Origin of the sequence: Endobacterium cereale (assembly GCF_009617585.1) — a bacterium.
Classification (GTDB): domain Bacteria; phylum Pseudomonadota; class Alphaproteobacteria; order Rhizobiales; family Rhizobiaceae; genus Neorhizobium; species Neorhizobium cereale.
Map to the genome: position 1 here is coordinate 33,946 of NZ_WIXI01000043.1, position 22,039 is coordinate 55,984.

At 58.7% G+C, this 22,039-nt stretch carries 19 protein-coding genes; 12 read left to right on the forward strand and 7 right to left on the reverse strand.

The annotated features are described in order from the left end of the window. Positions 1–77 precede the first annotated feature (77 nt). Both GAO09_RS12800 and GAO09_RS12805 read right to left on the reverse strand, forming a co-directional pair. Complete coding sequence (locus GAO09_RS12800; protein WP_153354398.1) at positions 78–1,043, reverse strand: bile acid:sodium symporter family protein; 966 nt, start codon at positions 1,041–1,043, stop codon at positions 78–80. A gap of 147 nt (positions 1,044–1,190) precedes the next feature. Continuing rightward, entirely contained in the window at positions 1,191–2,219 is a 1,029-nt protein-coding gene (locus GAO09_RS12805) for a LacI family DNA-binding transcriptional regulator (RefSeq protein WP_153354399.1), read from the reverse strand. 345 nt (positions 2,220–2,564) lie between these two features. Between GAO09_RS12805 and GAO09_RS12810 the strand changes: the two genes are divergently transcribed. The 4 genes from GAO09_RS12810 (at position 2,565) to GAO09_RS12825 (ending at position 7,031) form a co-directional block, all read left to right on the forward strand. After that, positions 2,565–2,768, forward strand: coding sequence for a KTSC domain-containing protein (locus tag GAO09_RS12810; protein WP_153354400.1), 204 nt, complete (start codon positions 2,565–2,567; stop codon positions 2,766–2,768). Positions 2,769–3,306: 538 nt separating this feature from the next. Further along, complete coding sequence (locus GAO09_RS12815) at positions 3,307–5,121, forward strand: type I secretion system permease/ATPase (protein WP_153354401.1); 1,815 nt, start codon at positions 3,307–3,309, stop codon at positions 5,119–5,121. Further along, on the forward strand, positions 5,118–6,497 hold the full coding sequence (locus GAO09_RS12820) for an HlyD family type I secretion periplasmic adaptor subunit (RefSeq protein ID WP_235938106.1): 1,380 nt from the start codon (positions 5,118–5,120) through the stop codon (positions 6,495–6,497). The genes GAO09_RS12815 and GAO09_RS12820 overlap by 4 nt, the downstream gene beginning before the upstream one ends. 171 nt (positions 6,498–6,668) lie before the next feature. After that, positions 6,669–7,031, forward strand: coding sequence for a hypothetical protein (locus GAO09_RS12825; RefSeq protein WP_153354577.1), 363 nt, complete (start codon positions 6,669–6,671; stop codon positions 7,029–7,031). A gap of 273 nt (positions 7,032–7,304) precedes the next feature. Here GAO09_RS12825 and GAO09_RS12830 read toward each other — a convergent pair whose 3' ends face one another. The 3 genes from GAO09_RS12830 to GAO09_RS12840 all read right to left on the reverse strand — a co-directional run bounded on the left by GAO09_RS12830 (position 7,305) and on the right by GAO09_RS12840 (position 10,140). Next, positions 7,305–7,961: a DUF1963 domain-containing protein gene (locus tag GAO09_RS12830; protein ID WP_209018702.1), complete on the reverse strand. Its 657-nt coding sequence runs from the start codon at positions 7,959–7,961 to the stop codon at positions 7,305–7,307. A 6-nt stretch (positions 7,962–7,967) separates the two neighbouring features. Then, a complete protein-coding gene (locus GAO09_RS12835) occupies positions 7,968–8,279 on the reverse strand; it encodes a hypothetical protein (protein ID WP_153354403.1) in 312 nt (103 codons plus the stop codon). Positions 8,280–8,499: 220 nt separating this feature from the next. Beyond that, the gene (locus GAO09_RS12840) at positions 8,500–10,140 is read right to left on the reverse strand and encodes an acyltransferase (RefSeq protein WP_153354404.1); all 1,641 of its coding nucleotides are present in this window, start codon (positions 10,138–10,140) and stop codon (positions 8,500–8,502) included. A gap of 229 nt (positions 10,141–10,369) precedes the next feature. Between GAO09_RS12840 and GAO09_RS12845 the strand changes: the two genes are divergently transcribed. Continuing rightward, on the forward strand, positions 10,370–11,101 hold the full coding sequence (locus GAO09_RS12845; protein ID WP_324184931.1) for a FadR/GntR family transcriptional regulator: 732 nt from the start codon (positions 10,370–10,372) through the stop codon (positions 11,099–11,101). Positions 11,102–11,139: 38 nt separating this feature from the next. Here GAO09_RS12845 and GAO09_RS12850 read toward each other — a convergent pair whose 3' ends face one another. Together GAO09_RS12850 and GAO09_RS30360 are read right to left on the reverse strand one after the other, a co-directional pair. Beyond that, a complete protein-coding gene (locus tag GAO09_RS12850) occupies positions 11,140–11,922 on the reverse strand; it encodes a carbohydrate-binding protein (RefSeq protein ID WP_153354405.1) in 783 nt (260 codons plus the stop codon). A gap of 10 nt (positions 11,923–11,932) precedes the next feature. Then, positions 11,933–13,528 (reverse strand): heparinase II/III domain-containing protein, encoded by a 1,596-nt coding sequence (locus tag GAO09_RS30360; protein ID WP_420796159.1) that lies wholly within the window; start codon positions 13,526–13,528, stop codon positions 11,933–11,935. 333 nt (positions 13,529–13,861) lie between these two features. Between GAO09_RS30360 and GAO09_RS12860 the strand changes: the two genes are divergently transcribed. The 7 genes from GAO09_RS12860 to GAO09_RS12890 all read left to right on the forward strand — a co-directional run bounded on the left by GAO09_RS12860 (position 13,862) and on the right by GAO09_RS12890 (position 21,951). Next, positions 13,862–14,803 carry a carbohydrate ABC transporter permease gene (locus GAO09_RS12860; RefSeq protein WP_153354406.1) on the forward strand — a complete coding sequence of 314 codons (942 nt, stop codon included), beginning with the start codon at positions 13,862–13,864 and terminating at the stop codon, positions 14,801–14,803. Positions 14,804–14,806: 3 nt separating this feature from the next. After that, positions 14,807–15,643 (forward strand): carbohydrate ABC transporter permease, encoded by an 837-nt coding sequence (locus GAO09_RS12865; RefSeq protein ID WP_112509463.1) that lies wholly within the window; start codon positions 14,807–14,809, stop codon positions 15,641–15,643. Between the two features lie 4 nt (positions 15,644–15,647). Further along, positions 15,648–16,820, forward strand: a complete 1,173-nt coding sequence (locus GAO09_RS12870) for a glycoside hydrolase family 88 protein (RefSeq protein ID WP_153354407.1) — start codon at positions 15,648–15,650, stop codon at positions 16,818–16,820. Positions 16,821–16,832: 12 nt separating this feature from the next. Next, a complete protein-coding gene (locus GAO09_RS12875; RefSeq protein WP_153354408.1) occupies positions 16,833–17,942 on the forward strand; it encodes an ABC transporter ATP-binding protein in 1,110 nt (369 codons plus the stop codon). A gap of 22 nt (positions 17,943–17,964) precedes the next feature. Next, positions 17,965–18,675 (forward strand): DUF624 domain-containing protein, encoded by a 711-nt coding sequence (locus GAO09_RS12880; RefSeq protein ID WP_153354409.1) that lies wholly within the window; start codon positions 17,965–17,967, stop codon positions 18,673–18,675. A 53-nt stretch (positions 18,676–18,728) separates the two neighbouring features. Next, positions 18,729–20,009 carry an ABC transporter substrate-binding protein gene (locus tag GAO09_RS12885; protein ID WP_153354410.1) on the forward strand — a complete coding sequence of 427 codons (1,281 nt, stop codon included), beginning with the start codon at positions 18,729–18,731 and terminating at the stop codon, positions 20,007–20,009. Between the two features lie 94 nt (positions 20,010–20,103). After that, on the forward strand, positions 20,104–21,951 hold the full coding sequence (locus GAO09_RS12890; protein ID WP_153354411.1) for a DUF2264 domain-containing protein: 1,848 nt from the start codon (positions 20,104–20,106) through the stop codon (positions 21,949–21,951). Positions 21,952–22,039 lie beyond the last annotated feature (88 nt).

Below are 22,039 nucleotides of genomic sequence, written 5' to 3' on the forward strand. Positions count from 1 at the left end.
CGGTTGTCGGGATGCCCGGCCAGAAACAGCAAGGGCCGCTGACGCGGCCCTCCGATTTCGTGATTACCCGATCAATATCAGCGGATGTCCGCCGTTGCGACTTCGGGCTTGGGCTTATCTTCCACGCGCCCGGCGAAGAAATTGGCCAGCAACGCACCCGAAATATTGTGCCAGACGCTGAAAATGGCGCTCGGCACTGCCGCGATCGGCGAGAAATAGGCGGTGGCGAGTGCTGCGCCGAGACCGCTGTTCTGCATGCCGACCTCGATGGCGATCGCCTTGCGTTTGGCAAGCGACAGACCAAAAGCCTTGGCGGCGAAAAACCCGAGCAGATAACCGAGACCGTTGTGCAGGACGACGACAGCGAAGATCATCAGGCCGGACTGGGCGATCGCTGCCTTGCTGGCGCCGACAACAGCCGAAACGATCAGCACGATACCGATGACGCTCACCAATGGCAGAACCGGAACCGCAGCCTTGACGACCGTGGGAATGACTTTCTGAACGGCAAAACCAAGCGCGAGCGGAACCAGAACTACCTTGATGATGCTGATGAACATGGCCCAGCCATCGACGGGCAGATACTGGCTGGCGAACATCCAGACGAGAAACGGGGTCACGATCGGAGCCGCCAGTGTGGTGACGCTGGTGCAGGCGACCGAGAGTGCGACATCACCCTTGCTGAGATAGGTCATGACATTGCTGGACGTACCGCCGGGGCAGCAACCGACAAGAATGACGCCGGCGGCGACTTCCGGTGACATCGGAATGATTGTCGTCAGAAAAACGGCAAGCGCCGGCATGATGAGAAATTGCGCGAAAACGCCGATGCCGACTTCGACGGGACGTTTCACGACCTCGCGGAAATCATCGAGAGACAGGGTCAGGCCCATGCCAAACATGATGATACCGAGCAGCGTGACGATGTAGGGACCGATCTGCTTGAACAGATCCGGAAAGACAAAGCCCAACACGGCAAAGACGATGACCCACAGGGCAAATGTCTTGCCGACAAAGGCAGAAAAGGATGCAAGCGCTTTCAAGAGGACCTCCCTCAATTCCAAAGCCTGCCGATGCAGCCGGACTTGATGGGCGTCAAGGTCGGTTTCGGGCCAAACCGTCCAGTTTTGGTGTTTCAAACACTGTTTTAGAAGCATTGGCCGGAAATGAGGAACTGCACACCACGTTCTTCAAGCAGTATCCCTTGTCGTGCCACGAACCATCAACTGAAACCCGAGATCAATGGACTGATGTGCCGCTTTCTCACCATTGATCTGACGGATCAGCAGATCGGCGGCGCGGTAGCCCATGTCGTATCGCGGGATACGCACCGTCGTCAGCGGCGGCTCGGCAACGGCTGCGAAATTGACGTCGTTGTAACCGCAAATGCCGAAATCCTCGGGCACGCGCATGCCGCGTCGCTTGCATTCGAAATAGGCGCCGAGTGCCAGATCGTCGTTGAGACAGAACACGGCATCGACATCAGGATGGCTTTCCATGGTTTCGCGCAGCATGCGGCATCCGAGCGGTACCGATGTCGCTTCCGGCAACATCATTACCAATTGCGGATCATAAAGCCCCTCTTCTTCCAGCGTGACGCGATAACCTTCCAGCCTTCGCTGCACGCGCAGATCGACCCCGGCGCCGAGAATGGCGATGCGGCGATATCTGCAATCGAGCAGGTGACGAATGGCAACTTTGGCGGCCGTACAATGGTCGGAACCCACGACGGTGCCAAGCGCCGTCAGGTTTATGTCGATCATATGCACGACAGGGCATTTGGCACCAAGAATGAGATCGACGATGATCTGCTGGTTTTGACCGCCGGCCATGAGAATGCCGGCCGGGTGCTGCGACAGGAATAGTTCCAGCTGTCTTTTTTCCTTGTCGGCATCACGCCAGGCATTGGCATATTGAATACGCAGGTCGGTATCCTGCAGCCGCGCCTCGATGCCGTGAATGATGTTCATGACAGCAAGACTGCTGACTTCGGGGATGAGCGCGCAGACGATGCCATTGTGGCGGCTGGCTAGCGCACGCGCTGCGAAATCCGGCACATAACCGGTTTCAGCGACAACCTTGAGAATGCGTTCCCGCAGCTCTTCGGACACACGATCGGGCTCACGCAGCGCCCGTGACACGGTAATCGCGCTGACGCCCGCCTTGTTTGCGACATCGAGCAGCGTCGTTCGCTCGCCTCTTATACGCTTCTGGCGCATGCTTGCCCCCTATTCCTCATGCCACGGACGGTTTCCTCAAGAGATTGTCCGCAACGCATTTGCCGAAGATACCCTGATCATTCAGCAATCACGCTTGCCCCGAACCGGAGACTGGCTTCATTTGTCGGTCATGCAGGTGGCTTTATGCAATTCGATAGTAAGAAGTTTAATCCATGATCGGAACAAGTGACAGATTTTTTGTCATTTGACGCATTTCGATCACATTGGACACGCAGGATCAGAAACTGCATCCGCCCCCTGTTTACCGGGCTCAGCGCCCTATATGGCGCTAAAGGACGCTGTAGGATTCCGTGTGGCGCATTGCCCCGAAAAATGAGGTGAGCCATGGCGATTATCAGCATTCAATCCAAGCTGATTGAAGCGATTGATTACGACGAGGACGAAAAAAGCCTCACCATTTTTCTCTATAACGGCGAGCGCAGGGCCTATTCCGGCGTCTCCAAAGGCCAAGTGGTCGGGCTGACGGTCGCGGCCTCTCCCGGCAATTATTACATGACCGAAATTCGCGGAAAGTACCCCACGCTGTAATCTTCAGGACAGAAGCGAGTATCCGCTGACGATGATGACGGCCCACAGATACAAGGAGATCTGCAGCGACAGAAGATAGCCTGAAATGTGTCCTTGCATGGTGATTTCCTCCCTGTTTTTATCAACCGGCTCCCGACCGGCCTATTTCCTTAACGATTTCATTGCGTGAAAGTTGCCTTTCAAACGCCGCAAATGCGGTTCCTCCAGAAAAACGCCTCGTTTCGAGACATATTCACCCGCACTGCAGACACATACTTAACATAATTCTAATTGCCTGGCTGGCGTTTTTGGCGCTGTCCGTTCAAAATTGTTTCATTGGCATGCGGCGGTGCAACAACCGGAGATTTTTCACAAACGCCGGCATATCCCCATTTTCCGTGGCAATGGCGCCGCGGGCATCGCAAATATTCCGCGGGTGCGAACATGCTTTTGCCGAATTTACGCTTATTAGAGACATCTGATTAATGTGAACACAGGCGTGAGCCTGCCTGTGTTCCAGGCATGTATCGATCCCGGACATTAGAGTGAGGTGAGTGAGATGGCTTCATCCGGAAGTCGGAGCACACGCGTTGCGTCTGCGCTTGCGCAGACCCGCAAGGCCTTTTACGGGATCGCGGCATTGAGCGCCGTTACCAATATCCTGATGCTGACCGGCCCGCTATTCATGATGCAGGTCTATGACCGTGTCCTGACCAGCCGCAGCGTACCGACACTCGTCGCTCTCACCCTGCTTGCGCTCGGCATCTATGCCTTTCTCGGCGTGCTGGAAATGATGCGCTCGAAAATCCTTCTGCAGATCGGCAGGCGGCTCGACGAGGAACTGAGTGACCCGACCTTCGCAAGCGTGCTGACGCTGCCGCTCAACATGGCCAAGGGTGATGCGGTTTCGCAGCCTCTACGCGACCTCGACCAGATCCGTGGTTTCATGAGCGGCTCCGGGCCGATCGCCATCTGCGACCTGCCGTGGATGCCGCTTTACATTCTCATTCTCTATATCTTCCATCCCTATTTCGGTTACGCCGCCATTGCCGGCGCCGCCTTCCTGATGGCGCTGACCTTCTGCAGCGAGTTCCTGCTGCGTGACCCGACCCGAAAACTGTCGCAGCTGGTTTCTGCGCGCTGGGAACTGGTGGAGGCGGGAAAACGCAATGCCGAACCGCTGCATGCGATGGGCATGCGCACCGCCTATGCCAACCGTTTCGACGAGGTGAACCGCCGTTATGTCGAGGGACAAACAGCGACCAGCGACCTGACGGCAAGCTTCTCCGCCGTCTCGAAAATTTTTCGCATGGCGTTGCAATCGGCGATCCTCGCGCTCGGCGCATGGTTGGTTATCCAGCAGCTTGCTTCTCCCGGTGCCATCATCGCCTCGTCCATCCTGACCTCCAAGGCGCTGGCGCCAATCGAGATGGTGATCGGCCAGTGGCGCAGCTTCATCAATGCCCGCCAGTCGCGTCACCGGCTGGAGGATGTGCTGGAGCGTTTTGGCGAGACACGCAGCCCGATGCCGCTGCCGGCACCGAAACGGTCGCTTTCAGTGGTCGGCCTTGCCGTCATACCGCCCGGCAGCAACAAGCCGATCATTCATGACGTCTCGCTCAGCCTGTTTGCCGGCCAGGGGCTTGGTATTATCGGCCCCAGCGGATCGGGAAAATCGACGCTTTCGCGCGCACTCGTTGGTATCTGGCCAGCGGCGCGTGGCAGCATTCGCCTGGATGGCGCGGCGCTGAACCAGTGGGACCCGGAGGCACTCGGCCCCTCTATCGGCTACCTGCCGCAGGGCGTCGACCTGTTCGACGGCACGATTGCCGAAAACATCAGCCGTTTTTCGCCCGGCGCCGATCCAACCATGATCATCGAGGCGGCCAAACTGGCCGGTGTTCATGACCTGATCCTCTCCATGCCGGACGGCTACGATACCGCGATCGGCAATCACGGCGCCATTCTTTCCAGCGGTCAGCGCCAGCGTATCGGCCTTGCGCGCGCCCTATACGGAAAACCTTTTCTGGTCGTTCTCGACGAACCGAACGCCAATCTCGATTCCGAGGGCGAAGTGGCGTTGACGAGAGCGATCACGGCCATACGCGCCGCCGGCTCGATCATCATCGTCGTGGCGCACCGCCCGAACGCCTTGCAGGCGCTGGATCATGTTCTGGTGATGAATGGTGGCGCGATGGTGGCCTTTGGCCCGCGCGACGAGGTGCTGCGCAAGACAACGCGCCCGGCAGAGGCTCAGGCCGACGAGAGCGCTCAGCGCGCCCTGCCGACATCAGCATCGACAACGGCATTGCCCGAGGCGGAAACGACCGACGAACCGGAAGCGCCAAAGTCCGGCAAGAGGATCGCGATATGAAATTCGATCTCAAACGCGTCAACGCCCAGTTCCGTGAGCGGATGCAGTTTCTCGAGCGTTTCAAGCTCGAGGAAGGCCCGAAAACTCCGGCTGCGCAGGCCATTCGAAAATATCTTCTCGCCTCGGCTGTTACCGTCGGCGCGCTGGTGATCGGTGCCGGCGGCTGGGCAGCGACTGCCAATCTTTCGAGCGCCGTCATCGGCGCAGGCACTATCGTGGTGGAGGGATCCGCCAAACGTATCCAGCATCGCGAAGGCGGCATTATCGGCCAGATCCGGGTGACCGATGGCAGCCATGTGCAGGCAGGCGAGCTGCTGATCCGGCTGGACGATACTATTACCCGCGCCAATCTTTCGGTCGTGACCAAGCAGATGGACCAGTTTGCGGCGCGCCGCATGCGGCTGATCGCCGAGCGCGACGAACAGACGGAGCTGAAAATGCCTGAGGAACTCGCAGATCGCCGTTCAGACCCGGCGGTTGCCGAATATGTCTCGGCCGAAACTGCACTTTTCAAGGCACGGCGGGAAACGATGGATGGCCAGAAGGGACGGCTTCGCCAACAGATCGGCCAGATCGAGCAGGAGCGCACCGGCCTGGAAGTGCGGCGCGACGCCAAGAACGAGGAACTTTCCTGGGTTGCCGAGGAGCTGCGGCGTATTTCCAATCTCAGCGAACAGGGGCTGGTGCAATTTACCCGACTTTCCGAACTGCAGCGCACCAAGGCGCAGCTGGACGGCGAACGCGGGCAGCTGATTGCCGAGATCGCCCGCGCGGCCACCCGAATTTCGGAAACCGAGCTGCAGATCCTGCAACTGGATCAGGACCGCCTCGCCGAAGTGCTGACAGAAATGCGCGACATGGACAACAAGCTGGCGGAACTGGCCGAACAGCGTATTGCCGCAGAAGACCAGCTGAGGCGCATCGACATAACCGCGCCGCAGGCCGGCATTGTGCATGAGCTTGCGGTGCACACGATCGGCGGCGTGATCTCGCCGGGTGAAACGGTGATGCAGATCGTGCCGACCGACGACAAGCTGGTGATCGACACAAAGATCCGGCCAGCCGATATCGACCAGGTGCGCACCGGCCAGACGGCGGGCTTGCGCTTTTCCGCATTCAGCCAGCGCACGACACCAGAAATCGACGGTATCGTCGAAACGGTTTCGGCGGATCTCAACCACAATCAGCAGACCGGCGAAAGCTGGTATTCGGCGCGCATCATCATTCCGCCGGAGGAGCGCAACAAGCTGGGCAACCTGACTCTGGTGGCCGGCATGCCGGTGGAAACCTTTGTGCAATCCGGCGAGCGCTCAGCACTTTCCTATCTTGTCAAACCGTTGACCGATCAGGTGGCGCGCGCCATGCGTGAGAACTGAGGTTTTTTCCGCAGCAAAAGCGTGACAAAAAAGTGCGGTTGCTAAAGTTTTTTCGCATGTGCGGGAAAGCCTCTCGCGAACCATGACGGAAATCTGCTAGGCCGCTTGCGAAATATTGCATTTCCGGGGCGGCGGGACGATCGCCCTATGTCAAACAAGGGCCACCAGAACATGAACACCCGTCTTGCCGCGCTGGCTGTCGTCGCAGTCGCGCTTTCCGCTTGCACCACCGCTTCTCCGCTGAAGTCGGATCCGATCTCGGCCCGCTGGGTCGGCCAGTCGGCCGGCAAGTTTTTCGCCGCCTACGGCGCACAGTACAGCGACGCGGCAAGCGGCTCCACCACCACCTACAACTGGCGTGGCGGCTACAAGCGCATCAAGATGGAAAACGGCAAGAGCGCCAGCGTAAGCTGCGCAGCAACGCTGACGGTTTCGTCGGATTACAACATCCGCTCCATCCGCATCGTCGCTGACCGCCCCGGCTCCAAGGGGCCGAGCTATTGCGAAGAACTGCTGGCGCCCGCACAGGGCTGATCCGGTTTCGATGTGAGATTACGACAGGCGGCTTCGGCCGCCTGTTTTCGTTTTGGGGGTTTGTTGTGCGGGGGCGAAAATGCCGGGGCCGCTTTTTGCCCGAAGTGGACGCGGCGGTCGCAAATATCCTGACATCTAAACGACGATCGTCATTTGTTTAAAGACGCGTTCGGTAGGATCAGGCTTCGTCCTAACCAAAAGCAATGGCCTGACTTTTTTAGCCGAGTCGCTTCAGTCTGACGGGGGTAATGGCTCGGGCATGGTGTACTGCGTTTAGGTGAACTGAGAGGTTCCCGCAGCCTTATCGAAGCGGCGAGCCTCGAGTTCTTCTTCATCTACGAACACGAACATTGCACCATCGCCCCAGGTCGTCATGAGTCTTTCGAGATAGGTCTCTCCGTTGATCGTCAGCACATGCCTCCAACGCTCGCCGGTGGACAATAGATTTTCCGGGCCATCCCATCGGACGTCGCCTGGGCCGCTAGCGATCATTTCGACCGTTCCATGCATGGCTTGTTGGATCGGTTGTTCCCATCCACCGAGCTGGTCACCACCGCCCTCCGTCATTTCGAAGCGCTCATCCTGAAGGTCGAGATACGCATGGCGGTTGAGCCGCCCACTGACCGTCCAACCAGATATGGGGAAGAGCGGCTCCGACTCGACGCAGGCTTCCCAAGGCTCGTCTTTCGGAGAGCCATAGTCGCCAACGCCCTTCTGCCATGCCTCGCGCAGGAGCGGGGGGGTCGCACGACGTTCTAGCCCCCCTGCATCATCCCACAAAAGACAAACGCCACCACTGGGCGATTGTTCATTATACCAATCGCCGAACGGATCATTGAAGGCCCACAGCATACCCCGATCGGGCAGAATGGGATCAAAACCCGGTTCCTGAGCCATGGCTGCGAGATCGACCTGAGCAAGAAAGGCCATGGGCATCTATCGCGCCAGATGGTTGATCACGAAGTCAGTGCAAGGCGTAGCCATGTTGACGCTCGCGCGGAGCTTCTCTGCCGTACCATCGGGGTCGGCCAGTGCGGGGCGAGTCGGCCAGACCATCCCCGGTGGGAGATCTGGCTCGCCTCCCACCTTGCTTGAGCCGGTGGCGACTGCGGCGTCGGCCACTGGATCACCGTGGCGGAACCAGATTGTTGGACGCGCCGTGCCGACAAGCGTGCGCGACAGTGCCGTGTCGAGGCCCAAAGTGCTGCAGGCGCGCTGGATGGAAAGGAGATCAGCGAAAGCGGTCATTCTCTATCCTCTTTATGATACCCCACGAACATCGCAGGATAAGGAGTTTTGTAGCACCCGCAATGTCTCCGGTTGGCGCATTTCTGCCAATCACGTGCTGTCCCAAGAGGACTTTAGCCTGCTCGAGCAGTGGTCATGCCATACACATCGTCTCTCAATCGCACCATGTCCGGCACGCACGGCGTCATTGCACTTTGAGACCCCACCTTTTCGAAGCCCTTCAAAGCCCCATAGCCACTGCCCGTGTTCGGTGCACACCCTTTGGCGTGAAGGCAAATCCTTCCGCAAGCCCCAGCAGATCAGCCGCCAGATGCAGGGTCGATAGCCACATTTCCGTGCCCTGAAGCCCCGGTTGCTGACCATCCGCAAAGGCAAAACCCTTGCCCGGCTGCCATCTTTCCGCCGCGCGCATAATGACAGCCTCGGCGATCGCCTCTGCCTTCCCGCGTGAAAAATCGGTCTGTTTCAGGCAGAGCCAGAGCGGATGGATGGTGTCGAGCAGATTGCAGGCATTGTATGTTTCACCGGTAAAACCATCGTAGTTGCGGTAATTGGTGAAGACGGAATTGATGGCCGCTTCCGGCAACGGTACCGGCACTCCGAATTGCGCGTAAGCGCCGCGGGTGAGGCGATAGAAACCGTTGACCGGCTGCAGAAGCCCTTGGGCGGCCGTCGGCCTGCCCCACAGGCCGGTCGCGCGATCCACATGAGTTGCGAGCCAGCCGAACAGCACTTCCTTAGCCCTGCCCGTCTCAAAGTAGCGGGCATTGAAATAGAGTGCCGTGGCAATGGCATCGACGCGGTCACCGCTCCACCATGCGCGTGTCGACCAGGGCAGGCTTTCGAGCCAATCGCACAGAGCGGCGGGTTCCAGTTCGGCACCGGGGATCGGGCGGCGCGGTCGCGCGCCGAGAATTTCAAGCGCGTAGCCGACAGAGAGCACATGGTAGAGCGCCGCGGAATCCTCGCGGATATTTTTTGAACGATCAGGCATGTTGTACGGATCGGGGAAAAAGCCGGTGTCCGGATCCTGCAGAGCCTGCAGCCGCGCAATGAGATCCTGCGCCTCCTCGCCCTGCGGGGCATGGCCGAAACCGGCGGCGATTTCAATCGTATCGCATTCGTGGCGGACTGCGGCGCGCACCACGCCATCGGCACCGGCCGAACGATATCCTTCCGGTGTGCGGTAATGCGCGAGCACATCGCGCCATTCGGCGCTGGCAATATCGCCGATCCGTTTCAACGCTGCCTCGACTTCCGAGCGTCGGGATTTGGTGGTCGAAGCGCTTTCTCCGCGGCGGCGCACGACCTTTGCCGGCACACCGGCGGCAATGCCGAGTTCGGGAATATCCTTGGTGACGACCGCGCCGGCGGCGATCACCGCCCCTCGCCCGATGGTCACGCCATCGAGAATGACCGCATTGGCACCGATCCAGACATCGTCGCCGATGGTAATGCCGAGCGTAATATGCGGCTGGTCGTTGATCGGCGTATCGGGATCGTCAAAGCCATGATTGAAGCCGACGATGGAGACCAGCGATGCGATGCGCACGCCATCACCGCAGCGGATTTTTCCAGACAGGCAGGCATAGGCGTTGACGGAGCAGTTCCTGCCGATTTCGACATCACCGCGCACCAGCGCATGACCGGCAATCCATGAGCGCTCACCGAGAACGAGCCGCGTGGTAAAAATCCGCGCATCACTGCCGATATAGGCGGTTGGCGCGATCTCGGCACCGGCGCTTGTCGCAAGCGACAGTTTTAGCGCCTTCTGCTCGTCGCTGCCGAAATCATCGGGTTTGCGCTCCCAGGTCATGAACTGCAGCCGGTCCCGCCTCGCCGCCTCGGCATCCGTCATCATCTGTCTCCTCCACTCTCATGTCATCATATGAATTGAGGTATCCGATTATCGCCACATGCCTGAATCAGATCCCACAATCACATTTCCAAAGCTTATCCGCTGAAATTGGCAAACATCAATCTATGCGAATATTGAAGTCGGCGCCAACTTATCATACAAGTGACGATATGAAACGGATCGATGCGGAAATTTCTCCGACCCGATCCTCGACGAGGAATGTGACGTGGCCGTGCAATCCAAGGATCGAAGCAAAAACTCCGGGTCTCTGGTGTTTCAGGTGGGTGAAAGCCTGCGGCAGTCGATTTCCAGCGGCCAATATGTGCCCGGCGACAAGCTGCCGAGCGAGGCGGAACTGACGGAGGCCCACAAGGTAAGCCGCACGGTGATCCGCGAAGCGGTGGCCGCGATGAAATCCGACGGGCTGGTGGAAGTGCGCCAGGGTGCCGGCATCTTTGTGCTTGCTCCCGCATCCCTGCTGGCTAGCAGCCGCCGGATCGACAAGGCGCGTGTTTCTTCCGATCTCGAAGTGCTGGAAGTGCGTGCGCCGTTGGAAATCGAGGCTGCGGCGCTGGCCGCTGCCCGCCGATCGCCGGCGCAGGAAGAAGCGATCTTCGAATGTCATCGGCAGGTTCTGCGCTATATCGAACAGAATGAATCGATCCGCGAGGCCGATCTGGCGCTGCATTTCGCCATCGCCGATGCCACCAACAATCCGCTGTTCCGGCAGCATCTGGAGTTTCACGGCGGCGCCGTCATTCCGCAATCGCGCCCGGTGCCCGATCCGGAACCGGCAGAACAGACCGCCTATCGCAAGCTGATCCATCAGGAACACGAGGCGATCGTGATGGCGATTTCCGACCGCGACGAGGAAGCGGCCCGCAATGCGATGCGCGACCATCTGCGCGGCAGCCAGATCCGGTATCGCGATCTGCTCCGGAATTCACGCGCCGGTTCAAACTGATTTCGGCGGCAGGTTATCGGCGCTGCCGTCAGCTCAATTCAGTCGCGGCCAAAAACCTCGATCTGCGTCAATGCCGGATAAGGCGATGGGTCATCCGCCTTGATGAGGTCGTGCAGCCGCACCCATTCGACCGTCTGTTCCGGGATCTGAAAGGCCTGTGCCGCGCCGGTTTTGATCAATGAAAATGTGTGTGTCGCGCCGCTGGAGAGCGTGACGCTTGCCTTTTCCCACCAGGCATCGTGCGGGAAATCGGCGCGCAGGTAGAGCACGATTTCATTGACTTTGACGGGGCGGCCGAACTCCACCGTCAGCGCCGCCTGCGGGTCCTTGTTGATGCCCCAGCTGGTAAAAGGCCAGTGGCCGTGATCATCATTGGCCTTTTCACCATCAATCGCATTGCGGGCGAAAAACTGCGATTCACCGCGGGTTTCGACATTGGCATGCGCATGCGGATAGAGCGTCTGATTGGCGTGATCATCCCAGGGATTGAGCGCGAGATTGCGCCGCTGGGCGACCTCTTCCGGGCGGGCTTTTCGCACATGCAGGCGATGGCGTTTGCCGGTGAAAGAGCGCGGCGAATAGGGTGCGCGCTTGATATCGAAGGGAACGGCAAGCGCGTAAGCGGCGCCGCCCAGATAGACCGGCGTCGGCGCCATCGCATCATCCAGTGACAGCACGATATGGCCGGGCTCCGAGGCTTCAACCACAACCTGATCGCCTGGTTGATACGCATCCATGAAAACAAGAAAAACTTCATCGCTATTCGACGCTTGAGCCTTCACGGCACCGGTGCCATCAATCACTTTCAATGTCAGATCCATTTCGTCCTCCTCAGACGATCCGCAATGTCAGACGCGTGTCCGCAAACGGAATAAGCAGCCGGTAAAGTTTTGAAGGCCATGAGATATTCAACCTGGAGTCATTGATTTCGATCGTTTCGACCTGAATATCGCGACCGCCTTCAACCTCGATAATCCCGAGATCTCCGACATGAACGGAGCCGCCTTCGACCTCCGGCTTTTCCCGAAGCATCAGCGACAGAACCGCCGGCAGGTCACCGTCATGGATATCGGTGATTTCGACGCTGCGGCCACGATTGAGCGTAATCGTGCGGCGATAGCTGCGCAGCCCCGCCTCAAGCGGATAGGCCGGCGCGATATCGAGCAAGATATCAGCCCTTTCCGAGGTAAAGGTCGTCTGCATGTCGCGCGCGGCAAAATCGGCACCATCGGACTGCATGGCACCGCCAAAAGTCGGCAGGTTGTGAAAACCCGACTGCATGGTCCAGATCTGATAACGATCGGCGGAAAACGTTTTGGCCGTATAGGTTTCGACGCCGACATCAATCAGCAGCGGCTCACCATTCTTGTAGAGCGTGACGCTGCCGACATCGTTGTGATTGTGGCTTTCGCCATTATTGCCGCCCTTCACCGCCAGCACGAATTTTTCGTCACGGGCGATGTGGAGGCCGATGCCGGGATAGGAGGCGTCCGTGCGCCGCGAGGCCGTTTCCGGTGGTGTGACAGGCGTCAGCAGTTCCAGCACGCGGTACCAGAGGTTCCATTCTCCCGGCAGATGCGGAGTCATGGACGTGGCGCGATCGCGGGCGGCAAAAACGCTGAGTTTCTGCGAGCCGACGGCCTTGCCGAACAGGTATTCACGGGCGCTGCAGGGATCGATGACGGCAGCGGAATCTGCGAAGTTGAAATAGAAATGCCCGGCCACATGCATGTTGACGATATATTCCGCCATGTTGCGGATTTTTGGCGCAGACCAGAGCGGGCTCATGGAGCCGGGTGCCACCGTATCGAGAATACACATTGCCCCGAACATGCAGAGCGCCGCATGCCGGTAATAAACAACACCTTCCTCGCAGGCACCGTCCTCGGCATAATCCTTGATGAAGGCATCGAGGCTGCCGAGCGCCTTTTCCGCCACATGGGCGCGTAATGCCTGATCGGTATTGAGGCTGAAGGTCGAGAGCAGGACATTCTGGCTGATCCAGGCCGTCCAGTTGTTCATGCGCTCGCTCCCATTGCCCATCCACCAGAATGGGGTGGTGAGGTAGGGTTCGAGAATTCTTCTGCGCACTTCGTGCTGGATGCGGCTGACGATAACCGGACTGATCGCATTCAATCGATCGCCCATCAGCGCGACGATGGTGGAGAGAAGTGCTGCGGTTTCGGCCGCAAACAGGTCGATGACCGGACGATTCACATCCGGCAGCGGATGGCGAATACCGCCGCGTTCATAGGAATTGTGCGCCGGAAGCTGCCAGCCACTTTCCTCGCAGATCAGCCAGATGCCATCGACGATCGCGGGCAGAAAACGGCCTTCGTCCTGCAGCAACTCGCCGAGGACGAGATCGTTCAGCATGCGGCGGCGGGAAAAATACAGCGCTTCGAAATCGGCGCGATTGCCGTTCACTGAAAACTGCCGGTAATCGCCGGCCGTGATCACCGACCAGCGGGAAGAAAGTCCGCCAAACCCGCCGGCAGCCGCTCTGCGACCTCGCCAAACATGTTTTCCTCCCTATCGATATGCACCGCGATCACCGTGACTTGATCCGCCCTATCATATGTATTTTTGCAGTTCCAGCTAATTCATATGATAGGTTGATAAGTTGTTTGACCAATGTCGTGGATATGCTATGTCGAATGTGGGAGGAGGCATGGAAGGCGGGTCACACTGGCTGCCATGCATCGGCGGATAAGCGCTTAAAGCAGCGTCTGTCTGTGGCGAATTCTTCGGAGGAGTTTTATGGCCGATACCACCATCATCGCGGGCGACACGCCGGTTCCGGCGAGACGCCGCAAGGTCGTGTCCAGACGTCGCCGCAAGGTGCAGGACGCGCTCATCGCCTATTCCTTCATTGCCCCAAACTTCCTCGGCTTCGCGGTTTTCACGCTGGGGCCGATCCTGTTCGCCTTCGTGCTGGCTTTCATGCACTGGGATGGCAGCAATGACATGACCTTTGCGGGCCTCGACAATTTCTGGCGCCTGTTCGAGGACAAGGCGTTCAAGGACGCGTTCTGGAACACGATCATCTATACGGTGGTCTCGGTGCCGGCGACGCTTGCCTGCGCGCTCGGCCTTGCCATTCTGCTCAACCAGAAAATCCTCGGTCGCGATTTTTTCCGCACCGCGATGTTTTTTCCCTATGTCGCCTCGCTGGTGGCCGTCGCCGTTGTCTGGAACATGATCTTCAACCCGGAAATGGGTCCGGTGAACATGATCCTCTACACGCTCGGCCTCGACCCGAAAAACATGCCGGGCTGGGCCGCCGACCGTCATTGGGCAATGGTCACCGTCATCCTGTTCGGCGTGTGGAAGAGCATGGGCTATTTCATGGTCATCTATCTGGCCGGCCTGCAGGGCATCAATTCCGAACTTTATGAAGCTGCCGATCTGGATGGCGCCAATGCCTGGCAGAAATTTCTCTATGTGACTGTGCCGCAGCTGGGTCCGACGACCTTCTTCGTCACCGTGATGCTGACCATCCAGTCCTTCAAGGTTTTTGACCAGATCTACATGATCACGCAGGGTGGACCCGGCACTTCGACGCTCGTGCTGGTTTATCACATCTACAACGAGGCCTTCATTTCCTGGGATCTCGGTTATTCCAGCATGATCGCGCTCGTCCTGTTCTTCCTCGTGCTGGCGGTTACCGTCGTCCAGTTCCGCCGCCAGAAGGAGGACTGAGCCATGCGCATTGCCGGCCAGAAACTCACCGGAAAGCTCGCCGCTATCTATGCGACGGTCATCATCATCACCATCGTGATGCTGCTGCCTTTCGCCTGGATGCTGTCGGCCTCGCTGAAACTCAGCAGCGAAGTTTTTGTGTTCCCGATCGAATGGATCCCGTCCAACCCGCAATGGTCCAATTACGTTGATATCTGGACCAAGATCCCACTGGCGCTGTTCATCTACAACACATCCAAGCTGACGATCATCGTCACGCTGTTGCAGCTGTTCACTTCCAGCTTTGCGGCCTATGCGTTTGCGAAACTGCATTTCCCTTACAAGAACGCGCTTTTTCTCGGTTACATCGCCACCATCGCCATGCCCTGGCAGGTCTATATGGTGCCGCAGTTCCTGCTGATGCGCGAATTCGGCCTCAACAACACCCACCTGGCGCTGATCTGCCTGCAAGCCTTCACCGCCTTCGGCGTGTTCCTGATGCGGCAGTTCTACATGTCGATCCCGACCGAGCTTTGCGAAGCCGCCCGCATCGACGGCATGAACGAATACCAGATCTGGGCAAAGATCATGCTGCCGCTGTCGAAGCCGGCACTTTCCACGTTGACGATTTTTACCTTCGTCACGACCTGGAACGATTTTCTAGGGCCGATGATCTACCTGACCAAGACCGAGCTGAAGACGATCCAGATCGGGCTACGCATGTTCATCAGCCAATATTCGGCCGAATACGGGTTGATCATGGCCGCCTCGGTGGTGGCGCTGATCCCGGTGCTGATCGTCTTCCTGTCGCTGCAACGCTTCTTCGTCGAAGGCGTCGCATCCTCCGGCATCAAGGGTTGATTTCATGAACGCCATTTCCCCCATCGCTCCGCAGCCGATCGCCGATGAAGAGGTCAAGACCGCACTCGATCTCGCCGTCGCGCAGATCCGTCGCAATCTTCCGGAATTCACCTACAGCGCCCAAAACCATTCGAGCGTCGGCAATCTTTATCCCGCCGTGCCCAATGACCAGTGGACCGCCGGCTTTTGGCCGGGAGAAATCTGGCTGGCTTACGAGCACAGCGGCGATAAGGTCTTTCAGTATGCGGCACAGATCCAGGTGCAGAGCTTTCTGCACCGGATCGAAAACCGCATCGAGACAGACCATCACGACATGGGTTTTCTCTATTCGCCTTCCTGCATTGCCGCATGGAAACTGGTGGGTGACGAGGATGGCCGGAAGGCAGCACTGCTCGCCGCCGACCAGCTGCTGGAACGCTTTCAGCCGATCGGCCAGTTCATTCAGGCCTGGGGCCGCAAGGGAAACCCGGATGAATATCGTTACATCATCGACTGCCTGCTGAACCTGCCGCTGCTCTATTGGGCGACGGAACAGACGGGCGACCAGAAATACCGCGATATCGCGCTGATCCATGCCCGCACGACGCTTGCCAATTCGGTGCGGCCCGACGATTCCACCTATCACACCTTTTATATGGACCCGGTGACCGGTGCGCCGGTGCGCGGCGTCACCAAGCAGGGATACGCTGACGACAGTTTCTGGGCGCGCGGTCAGGCCTGGGGTGTGGCCGGCATGGCGTTTTCCTATCGTTACGAACGGATCGATGAGTATCGCGATACGTTCGATCGGCTTCTGGCCTTCTATCTCGAAAAACTGCCGGCCGACATGGTGCCCTATTGGGACATGGTGTTTTCGGATGGCGATGCCGAGCCGCGCGATACCTCGGCAGCCTCGATCGTCGCCTGCGGACTGCTGGAGATGGCCGATCTTGTCGGTGGCGAAGCGGCCGATCGCTATCGTGATCTCGCCCGCCGGATGATCAAAAGCCTTGCCGATCATTATGCCGTGAAAGACCCCGCCATCTCCAATGGGCTCGTCCTGCACGGCACCTATTCCAAAAAATCCCCCTACAACACCTGCCGCGGCGAAGGCGTCGACGAGTGCGTGTCCTGGGGTGACTATTATTACATGGAAGCCCTGACGCGCCTTTCGCGCGCATGGTCTTCATACTGGTGAGAGATTGAACCGATGGCCAGCATTTCACTGAAGAAATTGAACAAGACCTACGGCGCACTGACCGTTGTCCATGACATCGATCTGGAGATCGCCGACAAGGAATTCATCATTCTGGTCGGCCCGTCCGGCTGCGGCAAATCGACGACCCTGCGCATGATCGCCGGGCTGGAAGAAATCTCCGGCGGCGAACTGCTTATTGGCGGCGACGTGGTGAACGACGTGCCGTCGAAGGACCGCGACATCGCGATGGTGTTCCAGAACTATGCGCTTTACCCGCATATGACCGTCTACAAGAACATGGCTTTTGGCCTGCAGCTGCGCAAAGCTTCGCGCGAGGTCATCGACCAGAAGGTGCAGGAAGCGGCAAAGATCCTCGACATCACGCATCTTTTGAACCGCAAGCCAAAGGCGCTTTCCGGCGGCCAGCGGCAGCGCGTGGCGCTGGGTCGCGCCATGGTGCGCAACCCGGAAGTGTTTCTGCTCGACGAGCCACTCTCCAACCTCGACGCCAAACTGCGCGGCACGATGCGCGCCGAGATCACCAAGCTGCACAAGCGGCTGAACTCGACTTTCATCTATGTGACGCACGACCAGATCGAAGCCATGACCATGGCCGACCGTATCGTTGTCATGGCCGATGGTCATATCCAGCAGGTCGATACGCCGCAGAACCTCTATGACCGTCCGATCAACATGTTCGTGGCCGGTTTTATCGGCGCACCGCAGATGAACATGCTGCCTTCGCGGATTGAAAAGCGCGGCGAAGCTTATGTCGCGATCTTCGACGGTCGCGTTTTGCCGATCCCGACCAATTTCGATCAGGCCCGGATTGCGCCCTACGAGGGCCGCGAAGTGGTTATCGGCCTGCGCCCGGAAAACTTTCATGAACTGGCGCCGGCCGACATCAATCCGGACAACCTTGCCCCGTTCGAGGCGATCGTCGATCTGGCCGAACCGATGGGTTCCGAGATCCATCTCAATATCACCGCCGGGGAAAAGGCTATGACTGTGCGCGTCTCGCCGCGTTTCAAGGCGGGCATTGGCGAAACGGCCAAGCTGGTCGTTGACACGACCAACATGCAGTTGTTCGACAAGGAAACGGAACGGTCGATCCTTTATTGAGATCGTCACCAAGGGGAAGCCCATGCAGTGGCTGCGCGACATGTGGACGAAGGAAGGGCCGGGCATTCCCAAGAATGCGCCCAGGAAAACCGGCCTTGCCCTGTTTTCCCAGATCTTTGCGCGTGAATGGTGGGAGATGGTCAAGCTGAACATCCTGTTCATTCTGGCCGCCCTGCTCATCATCCCCCTGCCCGCAGCCCTTGCCGCGACAGCATTTGTCTGCGTCGCCTTTGTCGAAGACCGCAATACCTATCTGCTTCGTGATTTCGTCGAAGCACTACGTCGCTATTTCTGGCGGGCGACGGCGTGGGGCCTGCTGTTTGCCACCGCCATCGGTCTTGGCGGTTATGCCACTGCCACCTACGCATCGACGGCCCGCGAAAATCTGCTGATGGCGGCACCGCTGGCCCTTGCTCTGGTGGTCACCGTCTTTCTCGGTGTCATGGCCTGCCATCTTCTGGTGCTGATGGTGATGCGCGACCTGCCGGCGAAAGCATTGGTTCGGCTGGCTGCAATCGCCTCGATCATCCGGCCGCTGCCGGTGCTGGCGGCGCTTCTTTTCAATGCGGCGCTGTGGGTGGCCCATATCGCCTTTTACCCGGTGTCGGTTTTCATGCCGGCCACACTCAATTTTTCTCTCGGGCTTTTTGCCATTGCCTTTGCCGCCCATCGCGCGGCCGGGATGGTGCTTGCCCTGCCGTCGGCCTCTCGAACGGAGACGGCCGAAACCTAGCATTTCTGACAGAAATAATGAAACCAGAGACAATCCAGGGAAGGAGAAACAGGATGTATTTGGAGACTTTTGGGAGAGGTTTGAAACTCAGTTTGGCGGGGCTCGCGCTTGCGGCATCGACCGCCGGTGCTGCCTTGGCGCAGTCCGGTGAAGCCGTCACGCTGCGCTGGGCGCTGTGGGACTGGGACAAGGTGGCCTATTACAAGCCGCTGATCGAGGCCTATCAGGCCAAGAACCCCAACGTGAAGTTCGAGCATATCGATCTCGGCTCGCAGGATTATCAGCAGATGATCGCCACGCAACTGGCGGGCGGCTCGAAAGATATCGATATCGTCACCGTCAAGGACGTGCCGAACTATACGAACCTCATCCGCGCCGGTTCGATCATGGATTTGTCGAGCTATATGAAGGACCAAAAAATCGATCCGGCCTCCTTCGGCGGTCTGGCCGAGGAAATGACGGTTGACGGCAAAATCTATTCGCTGCCGTTCCGCTCGGACTTTTGGGTCGTCTATTACAACAAGGACATTTTTGACAAAGCCGGCGTGCCCTACCCCACCAATGACATGACCTGGGCGCAGTTTGACGAAACCGCGACCAAGCTTGCCGGCGGTATGGGTGTCAACAAGACCTATGGTGCGCTTCTGCACACCTGGCGCTCAACCGTCCAGCTGGCCGGCATTCAGGACGGCAAGAACACGCTGGCCGGCCCGGATTACACCTTCCTCAAGCCATGGTACGAGCGGGCGCTGAAACTGCAGGAAGACGGCGTCATCCCGTCCTATGCAACGCTGAAAACCTCCAACTCGCATTATTCCGGTCCGTTTTTCAACGGCACGGTCGGCATGCTGCCGATGGGCACGTGGTTCGTCGGCACGCAGATCGCCAAGGTGAAATCCGGTGAATCCAAGAGCAAGAACTGGGGCATCGTGAAGTTCCCGCATCCAGACGGTGTTGTTGCCGGCACCACGGCCGCACAGATTTCCGGCCTTTCGGTGAACAGCAATTCCGGCCACAAGGAAGCGGTGCTGGACTTCATCAAGTTCGTGACCAGCTCGGAAGGCGCTTCTATCATTGCTTCGACCGGCACGATCCCGACGGTGCGCACGCCCGAGGTGACGGCCAAGATCGCGTCGCTGGACGGTTTCCCGCAGGACGAGGCCAGCAAGGCGGCGCTCGAACCCGGCAAATCCTATCTGGAGATGGCGGTGACACCGAATGCTGCCCGCATCGAGGTCATCCTCAACCGCGCGCATGACTCTCTCATGACCGACAATATCTCGATCGATGACGGGTTGAAGGAAATGACCGATGGCGTGAAGGCCATCAAGTAAGAATTCCAAAACCCCGCGGAGACCAAGAGTTTTCGCGGGGTTTTCTTTTGTCCGCAGCCATGTTCGAACCTAAGCCCGATTGAATGGAAGTCCGATGATCTATGATCCCGCTCGCGCCAATCCCCTCTACGGCAATCCTCTCTTAGGCCGCGATGATCTTGCCAAGGCGGTGATGGATCTCTTCAACCCGCTGCTTCCGTATTTTTCAGAGGGTGGCGCTCGCGTCCGCCTCAGTGCCACCGGTGCGCATTTTGACCGTGCGGCGGCCGATCTCGAAGGGTTTGCCCGACCGCTCTGGGGCATCGTGCCGCTCGCTGCCGGCGGCTATGATTTTCCGCATTGGGAACTTTATCGCCTTGGTCTGGCCAACGGCACCGATCCCTCCCATCCGGAATATTGGGGCGATGTTTCCCGCACCGACCAGCGACAGGTGGAGCTTGCCGCCATCGGTTTTGCCATCGCCATGGTGCCGCAATTCATCTGGGACCCACTGAGCGAAGCCCAGAAAAAGACGATTGCCGCCTATCTGATCTCGGCACGGGAAAAAGAGTTCGTCGATAACAACTGGAAATTCTTTCGCGTCCTGATCGATCTCGGGCTGACGCAGGCGGGCGTGGATTTCGACCGATCACTGACGGAACAATATCTCGACGAGGTGGAAGCGTTCCGGCTTGGCGAGGGCTGGTATCGCGATGGACCGGTGCAACGGGTCGACCATTATGTGCCCTTCGCCCTGCATTTTTACGCGCTGATCTATTCGGTCATCGCCAAACACGACACCAAACGCGCTGACGCCTACCGTGAACGGGCGCATGTGTTTGCCAAGGATATCCGCCACTGGTTCGGCGCTAATGGTGCGGCACTGGCTTTCGGTCGCAGCCAGACCTATCGTTTCGCCTGCGGTGGCATCTGGGGTGCGCTGGCCTTTGCCGATGTCGAGGCCCTGCCCTGGAGCGAGATCAAGGGCTATTACATGCGCCATATCCGCTGGTGGTCGGACCTGCCGATCGCCGAGCGGGATGGAGTGCTCTCCATCGGTTACGGATACCCCAACCTGATGATGAGCGAGAGCTATAACTCGGCCGGTTCGCCTTATTGGGCGCTCAAATTTTTCCTGCCGCTGGCCTTGCCCGCCGATCATCCATTCTGGGCAGCCGATGAAACCCCTGCCCCGGACTTTCCTGATCCGGTACCTTTGAAGGAAGCCGGCATGGTGGCCATGCATACGCCGGGGAATACGGTCGTGCTTTCCTCCGGCCAGCAACATGACAAGATGCTCGGCGCCAACGAGAAATATTCGAAATTCGTCTATTCGACGCGTTACGCTTTCAACATCGAGGTCAACGACCGTCATTTCGTTGCTGCCAGTTTTGACGGCATGCTGGGCCTTTCCGAGGATGGCGTGCATTTCCGGATGCGCGAAGTGCTGGAAGAAGCGCTGATTGCCGGCGACAAACTCTATTCGCGCTGGAAGCCGTGGAACGATGTGACCGTCGAGACCTGGCTTCTCCCCGCCAATCCCTGGCATATCCGCATCCACCGCGTTCACACCCCCCGTAGCCTGCAGACCAGCGAAGGCGGGTTTGCCATTCCGCGTGCCGATTTCAACGTCGACACCAACGTGCAGGAACCGGGCAAAGCCATCTGGCAAGGACAGACGGATATCAGTGCCGTCATCGATCTGTCGCCCAATCTGCGTCGCAACGGGCATGCCATCAGCGCCATTGCCAACAGCAACCTCATCCATGCCAAAACGCTGGTTCCGCAGCTTCGCGGCGAGATCGCTGCCGGCACCACGGTTCTGGCTGCAGCCTTCATCGCCTTGCCGAATGCCGAAGCGCTGCCGGACTTTTCCAAAACAGCTCCTCCCTGCCCGGATCTGGCCGAACTGGAAGCGATTTTCCGTGATAGCGGGGAACGTGTCCCAGCCTTTGACCTCTGAGGCATTTCCGAGCCACTGAGGATATCCTGAGCGCGAAAACAATGGTCCGATCAGTTTCCCACGCATTGCAGTCTCTGGAGCATCTGTG

Excerpts from the sequence above, each read along its gene's own strand:
- GAO09_RS12835 (WP_153354403.1), bottom strand. The coding sequence starts at position 8,279 with ATGACCGCTTTCGCTGATCTCCTTTCCATCCAGCGCGCCTGCAGCACT.
- GAO09_RS12880 (WP_153354409.1), top strand. The coding sequence starts at position 17,965 with ATGCAGTGGCTGCGCGACATGTGGACGAAGGAAGGGCCGGGCATTCCC.
- GAO09_RS12890 (WP_153354411.1), top strand. The coding sequence starts at position 20,104 with ATGATCTATGATCCCGCTCGCGCCAATCCCCTCTACGGCAATCCTCTC.
- GAO09_RS12805 (WP_153354399.1), bottom strand. The coding sequence starts at position 2,219 with ATGCGCCAGAAGCGTATAAGAGGCGAGCGAACGACGCTGCTCGATGTC.
- GAO09_RS12885 (WP_153354410.1), top strand. The coding sequence starts at position 18,729 with ATGTATTTGGAGACTTTTGGGAGAGGTTTGAAACTCAGTTTGGCGGGG.
- GAO09_RS12860 (WP_153354406.1), top strand. The coding sequence starts at position 13,862 with ATGGCCGATACCACCATCATCGCGGGCGACACGCCGGTTCCGGCGAGA.
- GAO09_RS12820 (WP_235938106.1), top strand. The coding sequence starts at position 5,118 with ATGAAATTCGATCTCAAACGCGTCAACGCCCAGTTCCGTGAGCGGATG.
- GAO09_RS12865 (WP_112509463.1), top strand. The coding sequence starts at position 14,807 with ATGCGCATTGCCGGCCAGAAACTCACCGGAAAGCTCGCCGCTATCTAT.
- GAO09_RS12875 (WP_153354408.1), top strand. The coding sequence starts at position 16,833 with ATGGCCAGCATTTCACTGAAGAAATTGAACAAGACCTACGGCGCACTG.
- GAO09_RS12840 (WP_153354404.1), bottom strand. The coding sequence starts at position 10,140 with ATGATGACGGATGCCGAGGCGGCGAGGCGGGACCGGCTGCAGTTCATG.
- GAO09_RS12830 (WP_209018702.1), bottom strand. The coding sequence starts at position 7,961 with ATGGCCTTTCTTGCTCAGGTCGATCTCGCAGCCATGGCTCAGGAACCG.
- GAO09_RS12825 (WP_153354577.1), top strand. The coding sequence starts at position 6,669 with ATGAACACCCGTCTTGCCGCGCTGGCTGTCGTCGCAGTCGCGCTTTCC.
- GAO09_RS12850 (WP_153354405.1), bottom strand. The coding sequence starts at position 11,922 with ATGGATCTGACATTGAAAGTGATTGATGGCACCGGTGCCGTGAAGGCT.
- GAO09_RS12810 (WP_153354400.1), top strand. The coding sequence starts at position 2,565 with ATGGCGATTATCAGCATTCAATCCAAGCTGATTGAAGCGATTGATTAC.
- GAO09_RS12815 (WP_153354401.1), top strand. The coding sequence starts at position 3,307 with ATGGCTTCATCCGGAAGTCGGAGCACACGCGTTGCGTCTGCGCTTGCG.
- GAO09_RS12870 (WP_153354407.1), top strand. The coding sequence starts at position 15,648 with ATGAACGCCATTTCCCCCATCGCTCCGCAGCCGATCGCCGATGAAGAG.